The sequence below is a fragment of the Brachybacterium sp. AOP43-C2-M15 genome, assembly GCF_052446295.1.
GTDB lineage: Bacteria > Actinomycetota > Actinomycetes > Actinomycetales > Dermabacteraceae > Brachybacterium.
On record NZ_JBQSWB010000005.1, the window covers coordinates 256,334 to 274,524 of the forward strand.

At 71.1% G+C, this 18,191-nt stretch carries 16 protein-coding genes; 12 read left to right on the forward strand and 4 right to left on the reverse strand.

Going from position 1 to position 18,191, the window contains the following annotated elements; genetic code table 11:
* The first annotated feature begins 245 nt into the window (after positions 1 to 245).
* The 7 genes from ftsZ to ACT3SP_RS07740 all read left to right on the forward strand — a co-directional run bounded on the left by ftsZ (position 246) and on the right by ACT3SP_RS07740 (position 5,706).
* Complete coding sequence (gene ftsZ / locus ACT3SP_RS07710; RefSeq protein WP_444586679.1) at positions 246 to 1,577, forward strand: cell division protein FtsZ; 1,332 nt, start codon at positions 246 to 248, stop codon at positions 1,575 to 1,577.
* Entirely contained in the window at positions 1,574 to 2,308 is a 735-nt protein-coding gene (gene pgeF, locus ACT3SP_RS07715; protein WP_444586680.1) for a peptidoglycan editing factor PgeF, read from the forward strand. The genes ftsZ and pgeF overlap by 4 nt, the downstream gene beginning before the upstream one ends.
* A 217-nt stretch (positions 2,309 to 2,525) precedes the next feature.
* The gene (locus tag ACT3SP_RS07720) at positions 2,526 to 3,014 is read left to right on the forward strand and encodes a cell division protein SepF (protein WP_444586681.1); all 489 of its coding nucleotides are present in this window, start codon (positions 2,526 to 2,528) and stop codon (positions 3,012 to 3,014) included.
* Between the two features lie 6 nt (positions 3,015 to 3,020).
* Positions 3,021 to 3,311: a YggT family protein gene (locus ACT3SP_RS07725; RefSeq protein ID WP_444586682.1), complete on the forward strand. Its 291-nt coding sequence runs from the start codon at positions 3,021 to 3,023 to the stop codon at positions 3,309 to 3,311.
* 120 nt (positions 3,312 to 3,431) lie between these two features.
* Positions 3,432 to 4,193, forward strand: coding sequence for a DivIVA domain-containing protein (locus ACT3SP_RS07730; RefSeq protein ID WP_444586683.1), 762 nt, complete (start codon positions 3,432 to 3,434; stop codon positions 4,191 to 4,193).
* The gene (gene lspA / locus ACT3SP_RS07735) at positions 4,190 to 4,783 is read left to right on the forward strand and encodes a signal peptidase II (RefSeq protein ID WP_444586684.1); all 594 of its coding nucleotides are present in this window, start codon (positions 4,190 to 4,192) and stop codon (positions 4,781 to 4,783) included. Before ACT3SP_RS07730 ends, lspA begins: the two co-directional genes overlap by 4 nt.
* Complete coding sequence (locus ACT3SP_RS07740) at positions 4,780 to 5,706, forward strand: RluA family pseudouridine synthase (RefSeq protein WP_444586685.1); 927 nt, start codon at positions 4,780 to 4,782, stop codon at positions 5,704 to 5,706. Before lspA ends, ACT3SP_RS07740 begins: the two co-directional genes overlap by 4 nt.
* Here ACT3SP_RS07740 and ACT3SP_RS07745 read toward each other — a convergent pair.
* Positions 5,642 to 6,241 (reverse strand): GNAT family N-acetyltransferase, encoded by a 600-nt coding sequence (locus ACT3SP_RS07745; protein WP_444586686.1) that lies wholly within the window; start codon positions 6,239 to 6,241, stop codon positions 5,642 to 5,644. The genes ACT3SP_RS07740 and ACT3SP_RS07745 overlap by 65 nt on opposite strands.
* 33 nt (positions 6,242 to 6,274) lie before the next feature.
* Between ACT3SP_RS07745 and ACT3SP_RS07750 the strand changes: the two genes are divergently transcribed.
* Positions 6,275 to 7,006, forward strand: coding sequence for a hypothetical protein (locus ACT3SP_RS07750; protein WP_444586687.1), 732 nt, complete (start codon positions 6,275 to 6,277; stop codon positions 7,004 to 7,006).
* 134 nt (positions 7,007 to 7,140) lie between these two features.
* On the opposite strand, the gene ACT3SP_RS07755 is transcribed toward ACT3SP_RS07750, so the two are convergent.
* On the reverse strand, positions 7,141 to 7,518 hold the full coding sequence (locus tag ACT3SP_RS07755) for a hypothetical protein (RefSeq protein WP_444586688.1): 378 nt from the start codon (positions 7,516 to 7,518) through the stop codon (positions 7,141 to 7,143).
* Positions 7,519 to 7,861: 343 nt separating this feature from the next.
* On the opposite strand from ACT3SP_RS07755, the gene dnaE reads away from it, so the two are divergent.
* The 3 genes from dnaE to ACT3SP_RS07770 all read left to right on the forward strand — a co-directional run bounded on the left by dnaE (position 7,862) and on the right by ACT3SP_RS07770 (position 13,581).
* Complete coding sequence (gene dnaE, locus ACT3SP_RS07760; RefSeq protein WP_444586689.1) at positions 7,862 to 11,440, forward strand: DNA polymerase III subunit alpha; 3,579 nt, start codon at positions 7,862 to 7,864, stop codon at positions 11,438 to 11,440.
* A 4-nt stretch (positions 11,441 to 11,444) separates the two neighbouring features.
* Positions 11,445 to 12,308, forward strand: a complete 864-nt coding sequence (locus tag ACT3SP_RS07765) for an endonuclease/exonuclease/phosphatase family protein (protein ID WP_444586690.1) — start codon at positions 11,445 to 11,447, stop codon at positions 12,306 to 12,308.
* A gap of 64 nt (positions 12,309 to 12,372) precedes the next feature.
* The gene (locus tag ACT3SP_RS07770; protein ID WP_444586691.1) at positions 12,373 to 13,581 is read left to right on the forward strand and encodes an acyl-CoA dehydrogenase family protein; all 1,209 of its coding nucleotides are present in this window, start codon (positions 12,373 to 12,375) and stop codon (positions 13,579 to 13,581) included.
* A 62-nt stretch (positions 13,582 to 13,643) separates the two neighbouring features.
* Here ACT3SP_RS07770 and ACT3SP_RS07775 read toward each other — a convergent pair whose 3' ends face one another.
* Together ACT3SP_RS07775 and ACT3SP_RS07780 are read right to left on the reverse strand one after the other, a co-directional pair.
* The gene (locus ACT3SP_RS07775) at positions 13,644 to 14,672 is read right to left on the reverse strand and encodes an ATP-dependent 6-phosphofructokinase (protein WP_444586692.1); all 1,029 of its coding nucleotides are present in this window, start codon (positions 14,670 to 14,672) and stop codon (positions 13,644 to 13,646) included.
* Between the two features lie 163 nt (positions 14,673 to 14,835).
* Entirely contained in the window at positions 14,836 to 16,455 is a 1,620-nt protein-coding gene (locus ACT3SP_RS07780; protein ID WP_444586693.1) for a flotillin family protein, read from the reverse strand.
* Between the two features lie 255 nt (positions 16,456 to 16,710).
* On the opposite strand from ACT3SP_RS07780, the gene ACT3SP_RS07785 reads away from it, so the two are divergent.
* Entirely contained in the window at positions 16,711 to 18,129 is a 1,419-nt protein-coding gene (locus tag ACT3SP_RS07785) for an MFS transporter (protein WP_444586694.1), read from the forward strand.
* The last annotated feature ends 62 nt before the right edge of the window (positions 18,130 to 18,191 follow it).

The following is an 18,191-nucleotide window of genomic DNA, read 5'->3' on the forward strand; positions in this document are numbered from 1 at the left end:
GCTGAGCCCGCCCGAGGACGGTCCGTCGCGCGACCGGATGCCCCGGCGCGGTGATCTGCTCCGTCCGGAGGCGCGACACGCGCGTGTCGCGTTTGCGTGCAGGTCCCCGCGTCCTTAGCGTCGAGAGCAAGGAGAGGCGCCCCGAAGTCCGAACCTCAAGTCGAGGTCGAGGGTTTCGGAAGTCCACGACCAGGTGCGACGCAGGCCCCTCTCCACGGAGGAACGACAAGAGCAAGGACCCAAACGTGGCCGGAACCCAGATCTCACTCGCAGTCATCAAGGTCGTCGGCGTCGGCGGCGGAGGTGTCAACGCCGTCAACCGCATGATCGAGTCCGGTCTCAAGGGCGTCGAGTTCATCGCGATCAACACCGACGCCCAGGCGCTGCTGATGTCCGACGCGGACGTCAAGCTCGACGTCGGCAAGGAGATCACCCGCGGGCTCGGCGCCGGCGCCGATCCCGAGGTCGGCAAGAGGGCCGCCGAGGACCACGCCGAGGAGATCGAGGAGGTCCTGCGCGGGGCCGACATGGTCTTCGTGACGGCCGGCGAGGGCGGCGGCACCGGCACCGGCGGCGCTCCCGTGGTCGCCAAGATCGCGCGCAGCCTCGGTGCCCTGACGATCGGCGTAGTCACCCGTCCCTTCACCTTCGAGGGCCGGCGTCGCTCCACCCAGGCCGAGTCCGGCATCGCCGGTCTGCAGGCCGAGGTCGACACCCTCATCGTGATCCCCAACGACCGTCTGCTCTCCATCGCGGACAAGCAGGTCTCGATGCTCGATGCCTTCAAGAGCGCGGACCAGGTCCTCCTCTCCGGCGTCCAGGGCATCACCGACCTGATCACCACTCCCGGCCTGATCAACCTCGACTTCGCGGACGTCAAGTCCGTCATGCAGGGCGCCGGCAGCGCCCTGATGGGCATCGGCTCCGCGCGCGGAGACGACCGTGCGCTGCAGGCCGCCGAGCTCGCCGTCTCGAGCCCGCTGCTCGAGGCCTCGATCGACGGCGCCTACGGCGTGCTGCTCTCCATCCAGGGCGGCAGCGACCTCGGCCTGTACGAGGTCTCCGAGGCGGCCCGTCTGGTGCAGGAGGCCGCGCACCCCGATGCGAACATCATCTTCGGCTCCGTCATCGACGACGCCCTGGGCGACGAGGTGCGCGTGACCGTCATCGCCGCCGGCTTCGAGGGCGGCGGACCGACCCAGCGCCAGGAGGCCGCCCCGCAGCAGCGCCAGGCCCCGGCCCAGCGCTCCGAGCAGGCGCAGCCCCCGCGGGCGGCCGCGCCCCGACCGGCCTCCCAGGAGCAGCGTCCCGCGAGCGGCGGTCCCGCGGCCGCGGCGGGCGCCGGGGCCTGGGGCCTTCCGCAGCAGTCCTTCTCCCCGTCGCGACCGAGCGCGAGCGAGCCCGAGACCGAGGTGCTCGACGCGGCCGACTCCGAGGACGGGCAGTACGAGCAGCAGGAGCAGGTCGCCCCGCAGCCGGCTCCTCGCGCCCCGGAGCGCGAGCCCGCCCGCCCGCCCCACATCGAGGAGCCCCCGGCGGACGACGACGATCTCGATCTGCCGTCCTTCCTCAAGTGACAGCTCCCCTCCAGGCACGGGCCCCGCGGCTTCGCGGGGCCCGTGCCCTGTTCACGGGGCGTCGCGGGGGAGTGAGCACCGGCGACCACGCCGGGCTGAACCTGGCCCGGCACGTCGGCGACCAGGAGCACGCGGTGGAGCGCAACCGTGCGCTGCTCGCCGCCGAGATGGGGGCGCGGCTCGCCTTCGTCGACCAGGTCCACTCCGCCGACGTCCACCGGATCCCGCCCCGAGGGCCGGTGCCGGTGGTGACCGCCGACGCGATGGTCACCGACCGCGAGGACGTCGCCCTCGTGATCATGGTCGCCGACTGCCTCCCGGTGCTGCTGTCCGATCCGGTCACCGGCACCGTGGCGGCTGCCCACGCGGGCCGCCAGGGTCTCCTCGGCGGGGTGCTGGAGAGCACGGTCGCCGAGATGGTGCGCAGCGGCGCGGACCCCGCCGACCTCACCGCGTCCATCGGCCCCTCGATCTGCGGAGGCTGCTACGAGGTCCCTGCTGCGATGCGCGAGGACGCCTCCGGGCGGCTGCCGAGCACCTGGTCCACGACCTCCTGGGGAACCCCGTCGCTGGACCTGCGCGCCGGCGCCGTCGCCGTGCTCGAGCAGGCCGGGATCCCGCCCGGCGACATCGACGCCGACCACCCCTGCACCCTCGAGGACGAGCGCTTCTACTCCTACCGTCGCCACGCCCGCACCGGCCGCTTCGCCGGAGTGCTGCGCCGGGCGTGAGCACGGCGTCGGCGACGGCGCGGGCGGCGGCACCGACCCACATCGCCGCAGTCCGCGACGTCGGTGCAGGACATGCCCACGACACGCCCACGACACGCCGGGCGCCTCCCGTGGTCCGGGAAATGCCTGCGGTACTTTCGGTGTGACGGGTCCCCGCGCACTCCCCGTGCTTCCCCGGGACCCAGGTCAGCGTGAACAACAGACTGGGAGATCTGCGATGGGAACCTGGCGCAACGCCATGGTCGCACTCGGCCTCGCCAACGAGGTCGACGACGAGTACTACGAGGACGAGCGGCTCCGCCACGACGAGGCCGCCGCTCCGTCCCGCCGCACCGAGCGGGGCGTCGAGCCCGCTTCCGAACGGGAGGCCCAGGTGACCCCGATCCGTCAGCATTCGAACGTGGTGGCCATGGCCCCGGCAGTGGAGGAGTCGATGCACCGCATCACCACCATCCATCCGCGCTCCTACAACGATGCCAAGGCGATCGGCGAGTCGTTCCGCGACGGCGTCCCGGTCATCATGAACCTCTCGGACATGCAGGACGGCGACGCCAAGCGCATGGTCGACTTCTCCGCCGGGCTGGTCTTCGGCCTGCGCGGCACCATCGAGCGCGTCACCTCCAAGGTGTTCCTGCTCTCTCCGGAGTTCGTCCAGGTCGACGGGGACGCCTCGGCCGACGAGGGCAGCTTCTACAACCAGAGCTGAGCGGCCGTGCAGCTCGTCGCAGGAGTGCTGTACCTCGCGGTGCTGGTGTACCTGATCCTGCTCATCGCGCGCCTGGTGCTCGAGTGGATCCAGTCGTACTCGCGGGAGTACCGGCCCTCCGGCCTGGTCCTGGTGCTGTTCGAGGTCGTCTTCACGCTGACCGACCCGCCGGTGAAGGGGCTGCGTCGCCTCATCCCTCCGGTGCGCCTGGGCGCCATCTCGCTCGACCTGAGCCTGATGATCCTGCTCCTCGTGGGCTGGATCCTGCTGCGGGTCCTGGCCGGACTGGCGATGTGAGGTCCTCCTCGTCCTGAGCGCCGTCGGCGCTCTCGTTCTGGATCGTCCTCGTCATCCGCTAGGCTTGGCGGCACCGCGCCCACCGCGCATCTGACGTTATTCACGAAGAAAAGGTGACCCATGGCTCTGATGCCCGAAGACCTGCAGAATCAGCGGTTCACCCCCGTCCGGTTCTCCGAGGGCTACGACATGGACGAGGTCGACAACTTCCTCGACAACGATGTCGAACCTCGTCTGAAGGAACTGATCGCCGAGAACGAGCGCCTGAAGAAGGAGCTCGAGGAGGCGCACAACCGCATCGCCGAGCTCGAGTCCGGGGCGGCCGCCGCCGTGCCCGCGACCGAGGCCTCCGCGACCGGCGAGACCGACGCGATCATCGACACCGCGCCGGTCACGGACGAGGGCGAGGACGACGAGGCGGCCGCCGCCACGGCGACTGCCGAGGACTCCTCCGTCTCCACCGCCGACGAGACCGCCGCCACCGCCCCGCAGCCGGTCGTCTCCGATGCCGCTCCCGCGGCCGAGAGCCCCGACCAGTCCGCCGCCGGCATCATCGCCCTGGCGAACCGTCTGCACGACGAGTACGTCAAGAACGGTGAGGACGAGCGCGATCGTCTGATCAGCGAGGCCAACGACGAGCACGATCGTCTGATCAGCGAGGCCAACGACGAGCACAAGCGCATCGTCGGCGAGGCCGAGGAGAAGTCCCGCACCACCCTCGCCGAGCTCGAGACCACGAAGGCCGAGCTCGACAAGACCATCGAGGGTCTGCGCAACTTCGAGCGGGACTACCGCAATCGTCTGCGCAACTACCTGGAGAACCAGCTCCGCGATCTCGACACCAGCGAGACGCAGGACAAGCAGGCGAACTTCGGTCTGTGAGCAGCACCGTCTCCGAGCCGACGAGCGCCGGGCCCACGGGGTCCGGCGCTCGTCGCCGTCTGAGCCGGGGCGGCGCCCTCGGCATCATGGCCGCGATCGCCGCTGTGCTCCTGGTCGCCGACCAGCTGACCAAGAACTGGGCGGTCGCGAACCTGCCGCTGCTCGAGCCGCAGCCCTTCCTCGGCGAGATCCTGCAGCTCACCCTGCTCTACAACTCCGGGGCGGCCTGGGGGATGGGGTCGGAGATCACCCCGGTGGTGACCGGTCTCCAGATCGCGATCGTGATCGGCGTCGTCGTCTTCGCGATCCGCGCGGTGCGCTCGCCCTGGTACACGCTCGCGCTCGGCCTGATCACCGGCGGCGCGCTGGGCAACATCCATGACCGGCTGCTGCGCGACCCGTCGCCCTTCCATGGGGCCGTGGTCGACTTCCTCGAGCTGCCCCACTGGCCCGTCTTCAACGTCGCGGACATGGCGGTGGTGGGCGGCGCGATCCTGATCGTGGCGCTGGGACTGTTCGGCGTGGCCGCCGATCCTGCGGCGGAGCCGAGCGAGTCTTCGGATCCCTCGTCGGACGAGGAGGCCCGATGAGCTCCTCCCGCACGCTGATGGTGCCCGACGGGCTCGCGGGCGAACGGGTGGACGTCGGCGTCTCCCGCATGCTGGGCCTGTCCCGCACCCGCGCCGCCGATCTCGTCGCCGACGGTCTCGTGCTGGTGGACGGCCGGGCTCCGGCCCGCTCCACCCGGCTCGAGCCCGGGGCGATGGTCCACGTCGAGCTGCCCGACGAGAAGCCGGCCGTCCAGGTGCGGCCGCAGATCGCCGACGGGATGAGCCTCGTCCACCAGGACGAGGACATCGTCGTGGTCGACAAGCCCGTGGGGGTGGCCGCGCATCCGAGCGCCGGCTGGTCCGGCCCCACCGTGCTGGGGCACCTGGCCGCCGCGGGCGTCTCGATCCGCACCACGGGCGATCCCGAGCGGCAGGGCATCGTCAGCCGGCTCGACGTGGGCACCAGCGGACTGATGGTCGTCGCCCGCACCGAGCGCGCCTACACCACCCTCAAGGACGCCTTCCGCGCCCGCGAGGTCGGCAAGGTGTACCACGCCGTCTGCCAGGGGACGCCTGATCAGCCCGAGGGCACGATCGAGGCGCCCATCGGCCGCTCCCCGCACCACGACTACAAGTTCGCGGTGCGACGCGACGGCAAGCACTCCGTCACCCACTACGAGACCCTCGAGGCCCTGCACGGCGCGACCCTGCTGTCGGTCCGGCTCGAGACCGGGCGCACCCACCAGATCCGGGTGCACATGGCCGCGCTCCACCATCCGCTGGTGGGCGATCCCCTCTACGGCGCGGATCCGACGCTCGCCGAGCGGGTGGGGCTGATCCGGCAATGGCTGCACGCGATGCAGCTGAGCTTCGTGCACCCCGCGACCGGCGACGTGGTCACCTACTCCTCGCAGTACCCGGCCGATCTCCAGCAGGCGCTGGACCGGCTCCGCGAGGGCTGAGCGGTTCCTCGGCCCTGAGGCCGCGTCGGTGCTGCTCGCGCGTGATCCGGTACCGCTCGAAGCGCCCGGGGACGCCCAGGAACTCCTCGACCTCGCCGTGCCCGTCGGGTCGCATCCCGAGTCGACGCAGGATCCTCCCCGAGGCCGAGTTCGCGGGCAGCGCCTCCGCCCACACGACCTCCAGCTCGAGGACGTCGAAGGCGTGGGTGAGCCCGGCGCGTGCGACGGCGGTGTCGAGTCCCTGCCCCCAGTTCGCGCTCGGCCCGACCACGTAGCCCAGCTCCCGGATCCCCGGCTCGAGACCGTGCAGGTCCACGGTGCCCACCACCGCGCCGCGCCGCTCGGCGACCAGGCGCAGCAGCTCGGGCGGCGGGGCCTGGTCGAGCCGCCGCCAGAACGCGAGATGCTCCTCGTGCCGCAGCCCCGGCGACCACCCCGCCCGTGCGAGGAAGACCTCGTCGCGCGCCCGGTCGGCGACCGTCCCGGCGTCCTCGACGCTCAGATCGCTCAGCAGGATCGGGGTGTCGGCGGGCACGGGGCCATCCTGTCAGGCGATACGGTCGGGACCATGACCGACGAGCAGACCTCCGGCGCGCTGACGCCCACCCGGGACGCCGCGCTGTCCCGCCCCGACTTCCCCTACGCTCGCGTGGCGCGGCGCCTGGGCCTGGACCCGGCCGGGGCCGAGCTCGCGCTGCGCGACGACGCGCAGGTGCGCGCCGCGCTCGAGCGCTCCGTGGAGGAGTTCCTCGTCGCCGACGACGACCGCCGCGCCGGCCGCACCCCGAGCTCCGACCTGTCCCTGGACCCGGACTTCCCGACCGGGGTGGGGATGGCGCTGGTGGGCGCGGCGGTGCTGTGGGAGGCGCGGGGCCTGGTGCCGAGGGTCGCCCTGCGCGTGGCGAAGGACCACTACGAGGACGGGGCCGACGAGCTCGCCGCGAGCTACATCGCCCTGGTCCAGGAATCCGTCGACCCGGGGGAGGACCCTCGCGACGACGCAATCGCCTGGACGGCGCAGTCCCTGCTGGTCTCCGTGCTGCAGCGCTCCGGGGAGCCCACCCAGGCCGACGAGATCGCCCGCGACCTCGCCGCTCACGCGATCCCGATCGATCTGTGGCGCGACGACGACCAGACCCTGCCGGACGACTCCATGGCCTGGCACGGCGGCGCCTTCGTGGGCGGCATCCCGCCGCGCCGCGACGAGCGCTCCCTGAGCTACGAGGACGTGCACGACTACATGAACTCGCTGCTCGCGGACATGCGTCGCGAGCAGGACGCGGAGGCGGACGGGTCCTGAACCGCTGCCCCATCGGTGACTTCGCAGCCTGAACTCACCGTGCGACGACAGCACCGACGACCGTCGAGCCACGGCGAGGAGCTCAGGACGCTCCGACGGGTCCACGGCAGAGGAGGCCCTCTCGGAAAGAGGTCTCAGCGCTCGTCCGGCAATGGCTCTATCCAGAAACGAGCGGCGAGGCCTCCGGGGAGGTCTATGAGCGTGAGCACGGCCGCGATGACACCCAGCACCATTCCGAGAGCGGCGAGCCGCCGATGTCGCCGAGAGCCGGGGGCGGCGAACAGGTACAGCAGGACAGCCAGGGCAGAGAAGCACAGGCTCGGCGTGATGGCGAGCATGTGCACGAAAGGCTGGTCTGCAGAGGGGTGCCCGCTGTTCGTATCGGCTGCCAACCTCCTTGCTGCGATCAGCTGCCCGCACACCGAGAGGATGATCGCGAGGACGCCCGAGAGGAGAGGCGCGATCGCGAACGCGATGCCCGGCGGTGAAGGGCGGGCGGCGGTTCTGTCCATGGCGACACGATAGGGCCCTGCCCCACGGTCGGCGGATGCTGACCTGCGCGCCCGGCCGCTGGGCGCGGTGAACGGGGAGGACGGTCGGGCATCGTGAACGCCTTCGGGGCCGGGAGAGCAGAGCAATCGATCCTGCGCACTCACGGCGAGGTTGCGGGCCCCCACTGAGCCGCGCACCCGGCCGCGCCGGCCCCGGTCCCCACGGGCCGGGGCCGGCGCTCGACCGGGCCCGGTCAGCCCGCCCGTCGGCCGCCCCGACGGCGACACGCCGGACGCGCCGAGGTGACCTCTCCGACCCCTCCGGGGCGCTCATCCGACGGCCCCCGCGACTACTCTGGAACGCATGGCTTCCGCGGACTCCGATGACTTCGTCCACCTCCACGTCCACACCGATTACTCGCTGCTGGACGGCGCCGCGAAGATCGACAAGCTGGTCGACGAGACGGTGAACCAGGGGCAGAAGGCGGTGGCGATCACCGATCACGGCTACCTCTTCGGTGCCTACGAGTTCTACAAGGCCGCCACCGACGCCGGGATCAAGCCCATCGTCGGCGTCGAGGCCTACGTCACCCCCGGGACGAGCCGCCACGACCGCACCCGCGTGCAGTGGGGCACCAAGGAGCAGCAGGCGGCCGGTGACGACGTCTCCGCCCGCGGCGCCTACACCCACATGACCCTGCTGTCGAAGTCGACCGAGGGCATGCACAACCTCTTCCGGCTCGGTTCCGCCGCCTCCCTGGACGGCCAGATGGGCAAGTGGCCGCGGATGGACCGCGAGATCCTCTCCGCGTACTCGCCCGGCCTGATCGCCACCAGCGGCTGCCCCTCCGGAGAGGTCCAGACCCGCCTGCGCCTGGGCCAGTTCGACGAGGCGGTCAAGGCCGCCGGCGAGTTCCAGGACATGTTCGGCCGCGACAGCTACTTCATCGAGCTGATGGACCACGGCCTGGACATCGAGAAGCGCGTCAGCAAGGACCTGCTCGAGGTGAGCCGGGCGATCAACGCGCCGCTGGTGGCCACCAACGACCTCCACTACGTCACCGAGGCCGATGCGCAGATCCAGGACGTCCTGCTCTGCATCAACTCCGGCTCCCGCCTCAACGACCCCGACCGCTTCAAGTTCGGCGGCTCGGGCTACTTCCTGAAGTCCGCGCAGCAGATGCGCGAGCTGTTCCGCGAGTTCCCGGAGGCGTGCGACAACACTCTGCGCATCGCCGAGATGTGCGAGGTCGAGTTCCGCACCACCGACGAGGGCGCGAACTACATGCCCAACTTCCCCACCCCCGAGGGAGAGGACGAGGAGTCCTGGTTCGTCAAGGAGGTCCAGCGCGGCCTGGAGTACCGCTACCCCGCCGGCATCCCAGACGACGTGCAGAAGCGCGCCGACTACGAGGTCGGCGTCATCCTCCAGATGGGCTTCCCCGGCTACTTCCTGGTGGTCTCGGACTACATCAAGTGGGCCAAGGAGCAGGACATCCGGGTGGGCCCGGGGCGCGGCTCGGGCGCCGGGTCGATGGTCGCCTACGCCATGCGGATCACCGACCTGGACCCCCTCGAGCACGGTCTGCTGTTCGAGCGCTTCCTGAACCCGGACCGCGTCTCCATGCCGGACTTCGACGTCGACTTCGACGACCGCCGCCGCGGCGAGGTCATCGAGTACGTCGAGAAGAAGTACGGCGACGACCGGGTCTCCCAGGTCATCACCTACGGCGTCATGAAGACGAAGAACTCCCTCAAGGACGCCGCCCGCGTGCTCGACTACCCCTTCGCCATGGGGGACAAGCTCACCAAGGCGCTGCCGCCCGCGGTGATGGGCAAGGACATCCCGCTCAAGGGCATCTTCGATCCCGAGCACAAGCGCTATGCCGAGGCAGGGGAGTTCCGCCGCGTCCACGACGAGGACCCGGACGTCCGCAAGGTCGTCGAGATCGCCACCGGCGTCGAGGGCCTCACCCGCGGCTGGGGCGTCCACGCCTGCGCCGTCATCATGTCCAGCCACCCGCTGACCGACATCATCCCGATGATGCGCCGCCCCTCCGACGGGCAGATCATCACCCAGTTCGAGTACCCCACCTGCGAGACGCTCGGGCTGCTGAAGATGGACTTCCTGGGCCTGCGCAACCTCACCGTCCTCTCCGACGCGGTGCAGAACATGGAGCGCAACGGCAAGACGCCCCCGGACCTCGAGACCCTGCCCTTCGACGACGAGCGCACCTACGAGCTGCTCCAGAAGGGCGACACGCTGGGCGTGTTCCAGCTGGACGGCTCCGGCATGCGCACCCTGCTGCGGCAGATGAAGCCCGACCAGTTCGGGGACATCACCGCCGTCTCGGCGCTGTACCGCCCGGGCCCGATGGGCATGGGCTCGCACACCAACTACGCGCTGCGCAAGAACGGCCTGCAGCCCATCACCCCGATCCACCCCGAGCTCGAGGAGCCGCTCGCGGAGATCCTCGGCGAGACCTACGGCGTGCTGGTCTATCAGGAGCAGGTGATGCAGACCGCCCAGAAGGTCGCCGGGTACTCGCTCGGCGAGGCGGACATCCTGCGCCGCGCCATGGGCAAGAAGAAGAAGGCGGAGCTGGACAAGCAGTACGTCTCCTTCGAGGCGGGCATGAAGAGCAACGGCTACTCCGACGCCGCGGTCGCCGCGCTGTGGGAGACGCTGCTGCCCTTCGCGGACTACGCCTTCAACAAGTCCCACTCCGCCGCCTACGGCGTGGTCTCCTACTGGACCGCCTACCTCAAGGCGAACCACCCCACCGAGTACATGGCCGCGCTGCTCACCTCCACCCAGGAGAACCGCGACCGGCTGGGCCTGTACCTCGGCGACTGCCGCCACCGCGGGATCACGGTGCTCCCGCCGGACGTCAACGAATCGGATCTCTACTTCTCCGCCGTCGGCGACGACATCCGCTTCGGCCTGTCCGCGATCCGCAACGTGGGCGCCCACGTGGTCGAGGAGATCATCCGCACCCGCGAGGAGAAGGGCGCCTTCACCTCCTTCACCGACTTCCTGGACAAGGTGCCGCTGGGCGTGTGCAACAAGCGCACCATCGAGTCGCTGATCAAGGGCGGCGCCTTCGACTCGCTCGGCGCGAACCGTCGCTCCCTGGTGCTGATCCACGAGGACGCCGTCGACTCCGTCGTCGACGTCAAGCGCAAGGAGGCCCAGGGCCAGTACGACCTCTTCGCGGACGTGTTCGGGGGCGGAGGCGGCGACCAGGGCGAGGACTCGATGGCCACCGGCTCCGCCGCGACCATCACCATCCCCGAGCTGCCCGAATGGGACCGCAAGGAGAAGCTCGCCTTCGAGCGCAACATGCTGGGGCTGTACGTCTCGGACCATCCCCTGTACGGGCTCGAGCACGTCATCGCGCAGAACTCCTCGACCTCGATCAGCGCGCTCGCCGACGACGGCGCCGTCGAGGACGGCGCGATGGTCACCATCGCCGGTCTGATCACCACCCTGCAGCGAAAGACCACCAAGAAGGGCGACATGTGGGCGATCGCCACGGTCGAGGACCTCGAGGGGTCGATCGACTGCCTGCTGTTCCCCTCCACTTACCAGACCGTCGCCACCGAGCTGGCGGAGGACCTCATCGTCTCGATGAAGGGGCGGGTGGACACCTCCAAGGGCATGCCCGAGCTGCGGGTGATGGAGATGACGATCCCTGAGACCGGAGGCGGCGCCGACGGACCGGTGGTGATCGCGCTGCCCGCGATGCGCGCCACCGAGCGTGTGGTCCAGGAGTTGCGCGGCGTGCTCGAGGACAACCCCGGCGGCAGTGAGGTGCGCCTGCGCCTGCAGGAACCGGGCCGGACCACGCTGATGCAGCTGGACAAGCGCCTGTCGGTCACGCCGTCGGCCGCGCTGTACGCCTCGCTGAAGACCCTGCTGGGCCCGAGCTGCCTGCAGTGACGCGATGATCTCGTGGCGGGTGGCGACCTACAACATCCGCCACGGGCACGGTGACGACGACCGGGTCGATCTCGTGCGCACCGCCGCCGAGATCTCGGCGCTGGGGGCCGACGTGATCGGCCTGCAGGAGGTCGACGTCCGCTTCGGGGACCGGTCGGGGCACGAGGACCAGGCCTCCCGGCTCGGGGAGCTGCTCGGCATGCAGGTCGCCTTCGGCGCCGCGATCGACCGTCCGCCGCACGTGGCCGGAGGGGCGCGACGCCGGTACGGCGTGGCCCTCCTGACCCGGCACGAGCTGCTCGACCCCGCGATGCACCCGCTGCCCGAGCACCCCGGCTGCGAGCCGCTGCACGAGCCGCGGGGCGTGCTGAGCGCCCACGTGCGCCGCTCGGACGGCGCAGAGCTCACCGCCCTCGTCACGCACCTGGACAACCTCCGCCGGGAGCACCGCACCGCCGAGGTGCAGGGCATCGTCCGCCGGGCCGAGGAGCTCGACGGCCCGGTCGCCTCCGACGGCCACCGTGCTCGTCCCGCCGTGCTGATGGGCGACATGAACGCCTCCCCGGACTCCCCGGAGCTCGCCGTGCTCGCAGCCACGGGCTGGCGGGAGGCGGCGCGGGAGCTGGAGCGCGCCGATGCGGCGGCGCACTCGCCGCTGCGACGACTCGGCCGGGCGCTGCCCGTGCTGGGCGCCGTGCTGCCCGGCCGCGGCACCGCACCCCGGCCCACCCACCCGGCACGCTTCCCGGTCCGGAGGATCGACGCGCTGTGGGTGCGCGGACCGCTCGAGGTCGAGTCCCTGCGGGTCGGTCCTCGCGGCGCCTCGGACCACCGCCCCGTGCTCGCGACGCTGCGCAGCCCCCGCTGAGCCCGGGGCCCACCGTCCGGTCCGCGACTCCCGCCGGCGCCGCCCGCTGGACTAGCGTTGCCGCATGAGCATCATCGCCGAGGATCTGCTGCCCGATTCCCTGCTGGACACGTTCCGCGAGCGTGCGGTGGTCCACGACCGGGAGAACACCTTCCCCGAGGAGGACCTCGCCGATCTGCGCGAGCGCGGCTACCTCCGCCTGCTGGTCCCCGCGGAGCTCGGCGGGCTCGGCGCGACCCTGCTCGAGGCGAGCCGCGTCCAGCGACGCCTCGCACAGGCCGCGCCGGCGACCGCCCTGTCGATGAACATGCACCTGGTGGTGACCGGTGCCGCGCTGCACGCCCACCGGGCCGGCTCCACGCAGGTGCGCACGGTCCTCGAGGACGCCGCGGCGGACCGCCTGTTCGCCTTCGGGATCTCCGAGGCCGGCAACGATGCGATGCTCTTCGACTCCTCCACCCGCGCCGACGAGCAGGAGGACGGCAGCTTCCGCCTCACCGGCACCAAGATCTTCACCTCCCTCGCCCCGGTGTGGGACCGCCTGGTCGCGCACGGTCGCATCGCCGAGGCCCGGGAGACCGACCCGCGCCTGGTGTTCGGCGTGCTCGAGCGCACCGAGGCCGTCGCCACGCTCGACGACTGGGACACCCACGGCATGCGCCCCTCCCAGTCCCGCACCACGCGCCTGGACGGCGCCGTGATCGACGCGGACCGGGTGCTGACCGTCACCCCCGTCGGCCCCAACCCCGATCCCTTCGTGATGGGCGTCTTCGGCGTCTTCGAGCTGCTGATCGCCGCGGTCTACACCGGCGTCGCCGAGCGCGCGGTCCAGGTCGGCGTCCGGATCGCCGGCACCCGGCGCAGCGTCACCAAGGGGATCGTCCATGCCGACGACCCGGACGTCCGCCGCCGCCTCGCCGCCGCCGCGATCGAGCTCGACGGCTCCGTGCTGCAGATCGAGAAGGTCCTCGCCGACCTCGATGCGCTGGGGACGGGACGGAGCGGTCCCGGGACCGTCGACCACGGACCGCGCTGGTTCCTCCACTTCTCCGGGATCAAGCACCGCGCGACGGAGACCGCTATCGCCGCCGTCGACCAGGTCCTGCGCGCCGGCGGCGGCGCGCAGTACTTCCGCCGCAGCGAGCTCGAGCGTCTCTCCCGGGACGTGCGGGCGGGCATGTATCACCCCAGCGATGCGGAATCCGTGCACGCCTCGTACGCGAAGGCGCTGCTCGGCGAGATCGGCGATGCGCGCTCGCCGCAGGGGCTCTGAGGCGTCCCGGCAGGGTGCCCTGCCCTCGCGCTGTCCTCCTCGCTCTCCGGCGAGGGCCGGGATCAGCCGAACAGCACGGTGGCCTCCTCCCAGCGGGAGCGGGGCACGCGCTTGACGCTGTCGATCGCGTCGGCGAGAGGGACGTCCACGATCTCCGTGCCGCGCAGCGCCACCATGCGCCCGATGCCCCCGGAGTGCACGAGGTCCACCGCCGCGGTGCCCAGACGCGTGGCGAGCACCCGGTCGTAGCCCGTCGGCTCGCCGCCGCGCTGGATGTGGCCCAGCACCGTGGCGCGGGACTCGACGCCGAGCCGCTGCTCGATCAGCGGGGCGAGGGCCTGCGCGATCCCGCCGAACCGGGGGCGGCCGAACTCGTCGAGGTCGTAGTCCATGAAGTCCTCGGGGGCGTCGCGCGGCACGAAGCCCTCGGCGACGACCACCAGCGGAGCGCGCCCGCGATCGAAGGCGGATCGCACCTGCTGACAGATCTCCTCGATGCTCAGGGGGAACTCGGGGATGCAGATGACGTGCGCACCGGCGGCCATCCCCGAGTGCAGCGCGATCCACCCCACGGAGCGGCCCATGACCTCCGCGACCATGCAGCGATGATGGCTGTCGCCGGTGATCCGCAGCCGGTCCAGGGCGTGCGTGGCGATCTCCACCGCGGTGTCGAAGCCGAAGGTGTAGTCCGTCGCGTCGAGATCGTTGTCCACCGTCTTCGGCACCCCGACGACGGGGATCCCGGAGTCGACGAGACGGTTCGCGGTGAACAGCGTGCCGTCGCCGCCGATCGCGATGATCGCATCGATCTCGTGCTCCTCGAGGTGGCGGCGCACGATCGCGGCGCCGTCCTCCCCGTCGGCGAAGGGGTTGGACCGGGAGGTGCCCAGGATCGTGCCGCCGACGCGGCCGATGCCGCGCACGCGCCGACGGGGGAGGGGGACCCAGTCGTCGTCGATCACGCCGCGCCAGCCGTCGCGGTATCCGAGGAACTCGTCCTCGAACACCGTGTCGCCCTTGATCACGGCGCCGCGGATCACGGCGTTCAGCCCGGGGCAGTCGCCGCCGGAGGTCAGGATTCCGATCTTCACGGGAAGCTCCGTTCTCTCGACGAGCGCGGGCGGAGCCGACGTGGTCGCGCCCACCGCCCACTCTACGGGAGGGGAGTGCCGGGACAGCAGATCGCCCCGACCCTGCCATGGGCAGGGAGCGGGGCGATCCGTGGGGCGGGCCGATGGCCCGGGGCGTGAGCGCTCAGGCCTCGTCGGCGGTGTCGACGGAGACAGCTCCGTCGGAGGCGGCTCCGTCGGCGGCGACCGACGGCGCCGACTGCCGCGCGGCAGCGGCCTGCTCCGTCTGCTCCGTCCGCTCTGCCTGCTCCGTCTGTTCCGACTGCTCGCGCACCGCGCGACCGCCCTCGGCGGCGCGCTGGAGCGTGTCCTGGAAGTCCACACCGGTGGTGGACTTGACCATGTCGAGCACCTGGGCCAGACCCACCGAGATGTTCTGCCCGATCTTCGCCTCCCCGTCGGTGGAGAACACCGAGAGGTTGGAGATGTTCGAGTACGGGGCGGCGAGCTCGCCCGCCACCTCCGGCAGCACCTCGAGCACCTGGGCCAGCACGGCGGCGTCGTTGAACTGCTTGTAGGCCTCGGCGCGAGCACGGGTGGTCTCCGCCTCGGCGTCGCCCTTGGCACGGATCGCCGCAGCCTCGGCCTCGCCCTTGGCACGCAGCGAGTCGGCCTCGGCCTGACCTTCCAGGCGCACGGCCTCGGCGTCCTTCGAGCGGCGCTGCAGCTCGATCTCCGCCTCGGCACGACCCCGGGCCTCGATCGAGTGCGCCTCGGCGTCCGCGGTGACCTTGCGGGACTCGGCGCGGTTGCGCTCGTCCTGCAGCTGGGCCTCCGACTCGGCGATGCGGGCGTACTTCTTGGAGTCCGCATCCTGCTGCTCGGCGTAGCGCTTCGACTCCGCGGGCTTGTGGACCTCGGCGATCAGCTGCTTCTCGCGCAGGTCGTTGTTGCGGACCGCGATGAGCTCTTCCTGCTCGATGATCTTCTGCTGCTGCGCGGCACGAGCGAGCGGACCGGAGGCGTCGGCCGCGGCCTGGCGTGCGTCGGTCTCCTCCTTGATCTCGGCGTTGCGCAGGTCGAAGGCCTGCTTCGACTCGGCCTCCTGCTGGAGGTTGACGTTCTTGGCCTGGGTCGACTCGCGGTTGGCGTCCGACTCGGCGATCGCAGCGCGCTTGGCCACCAGCGCGGCCTCGGGACGGCCCCAGTCACGCAGGTAGGAGCCGTCGTCCTCGATGGCGGAGATCTGGAAGGTGTCGATGACCAGACCCTGGTTGTTCATCGAGTGCTCGGCCTCGGCCTGCACCTGGCTGGCGAAGGAGGCGCGGTCGCGGATGATCTGCTCGACGCTCAGCGTGCCCACCACGGCGCGGAGCGTGCCCGAGAGGATCTCCTGGGTGTAGTGGTCGATCTGCTGCTGCTGATCGAGGAAGCGCTGGGACGCCTTGCGGACGTCGTCGATGTTGCCGCCCACCTTCACCTGTGCCACCCCGCGCAGGCGCAGGAAGATGCCGTTCATCGAGTAGCCCTCGACCTCGACCGGGATCTGTCGCGAGCTCAGGCTCAGCACGAAGGCGCGGTCGAAGATCGGCCGCACGATCGCACGGCCGCCGATGATGACCCGCGCGCTGCCGGATTCGAGGTCGATGTCTCCGGTGGGGCTCGCCTTCGCGTTGCGGCCGGTGATGATCAGCGCCTCGTTGGGCGCGGCGATCCGATAGCTGCGCATCAGGATGATCGCCGCGATGAGCAGCACGACGGCCACCACCACGATCACCCCGATGACGGGCACGAACAGTTCCATGGGTCCCCCTCAGGTCAGCACAGGCATGGTGGTCGCCCATGCCGCCGTCGATTCTTCCATCGATGGGACCGCGGCGCGCCCCCGTTTCAGCAGGGGAGACCCTCTCGTGACCTCCGACGCCCGCGCCTCCGCAGAGTTCATGTCCCGCTCCTCGGGAGCGACCTCCCCGGGAGGTCGGGAGGCAGCACGCGAGGCCGTCTCACGATCCGGCGATCGGGTCCGAATGGCGGAATCCGAGGTCTAGGGTCGCGCGTCGTGAGCACACAGCATCTGACCTCTCCACCCTCCTCCACGCCGCCCTCCACGGCTCCCGCCGCTGCCCCGGCGAACACCCGCGGGCGGGTCATCACCGCCTCGATGGTGGGCACCACGATCGAGTTCTTCGACTTCTACGCCTACGCCACCGCCGCCTCCCTGGTGTTCCCGGCGCTGTTCTTCCCCACCCAGACCCCGGCGAACCAGCTGCTGAGCTCCTTCGCGGTCTTCGGGGTGGCCTTCGTGGCGCGCCCGCTGGGGTCGCTCGTCTTCGGGCACTACGGCGACCGGGTGGGGCGCAAGACCACGCTCGTGGCCAGCCTGCTGGTGATGGGCATCGCGACCTTCCTCATCGGCGTGCTGCCCACCGCCTCGACGCCCGGCTTCACGGTGCTCGCCCCCGCGATCCTGGTGCTGCTGCGCTTCTGCCAGGGCATCGGCCTGGGCGGGGAGTGGTCCGGGGCGGCGCTGCTGGCGACCGAGAACGCTCCGCCCGGCAAGCGCGCCCTGTACGGCACCTTCCCGCAGCTCGGCGCTCCGATCGGCTTCATCCTCTCGAACCTGCTGTTCGTGCTCCTCAGCGTGCAGATGAGCGAGGAGCAGTTCATGACCTGGGGCTGGCGCCTGCCGTTCCTGCTCTCGGCCGTGCTGGTCATCGTGGGGCTCTGGGTGCGGTTGAAGCTCATGGAGTCCCCGGCCTTCCAGAAGGTCATCGACGAGGAGCGGGTCGCCGCGGTCCCGATCGCGCGCGTGTTCCGCACCGCCTGGAAGCCGCTGGTGCTGGCCACCGTCGCGATGGTCGCCACCTACGTGCTGTTCTACCTGATGACCGCGTTCCTCATGGTCGTGGGCACCACCGCCGCCGACGAGGAGACCGCTCGCGCCGCCGCGGAGGCAGGCGGCAGCGCCTTCGACGCCGACGGATTCGTCCCGGGGCTCGGCTACCAGCGCACCGACTTCCTCACCATGCTGATCATCGGCGTGGTCTTCTTCGGCCTCTTCACCGTGGTCTCGGGACCGCTCGCGGACCGCCTGGGCCGCCGGAAGCTGCTGCTCGCGGTCACCGCGGGGATCGGCGTGTTCGGGCTGCTGCTCGAGCCGCTGATGCAGGCCGGCACCGTGGGCGTGATGACCGCCCTGATCGTCGGCTTCACCCTGATGGGACTCACCTTCGGCCCGATGGCCGCGTTCCTGCCGGAGATGTTCCGGGCCGATGTGCGCTACACCGGCAGCGCGGTCAGCTACAACATGGCCTCGGTGATCGGGGCCGCTCCCGCGCCCTACGCGATGATCGCGCTGTGGCAGCTTCTGGACGGCCCGCTGTGGCTGGTGGGCGGCTACCTCACGCTCGCCGCGATCATCACGGCCGCCGCACTCCTGATCGGCAAGGAGACCCGCGAGGTCGACTACCTGGCCTGAGCCGGCGGCGGGCACGGGCGAGAGGTGGGGGGGGGTGCCCGGCGGGGGCCGCCCCCACCACC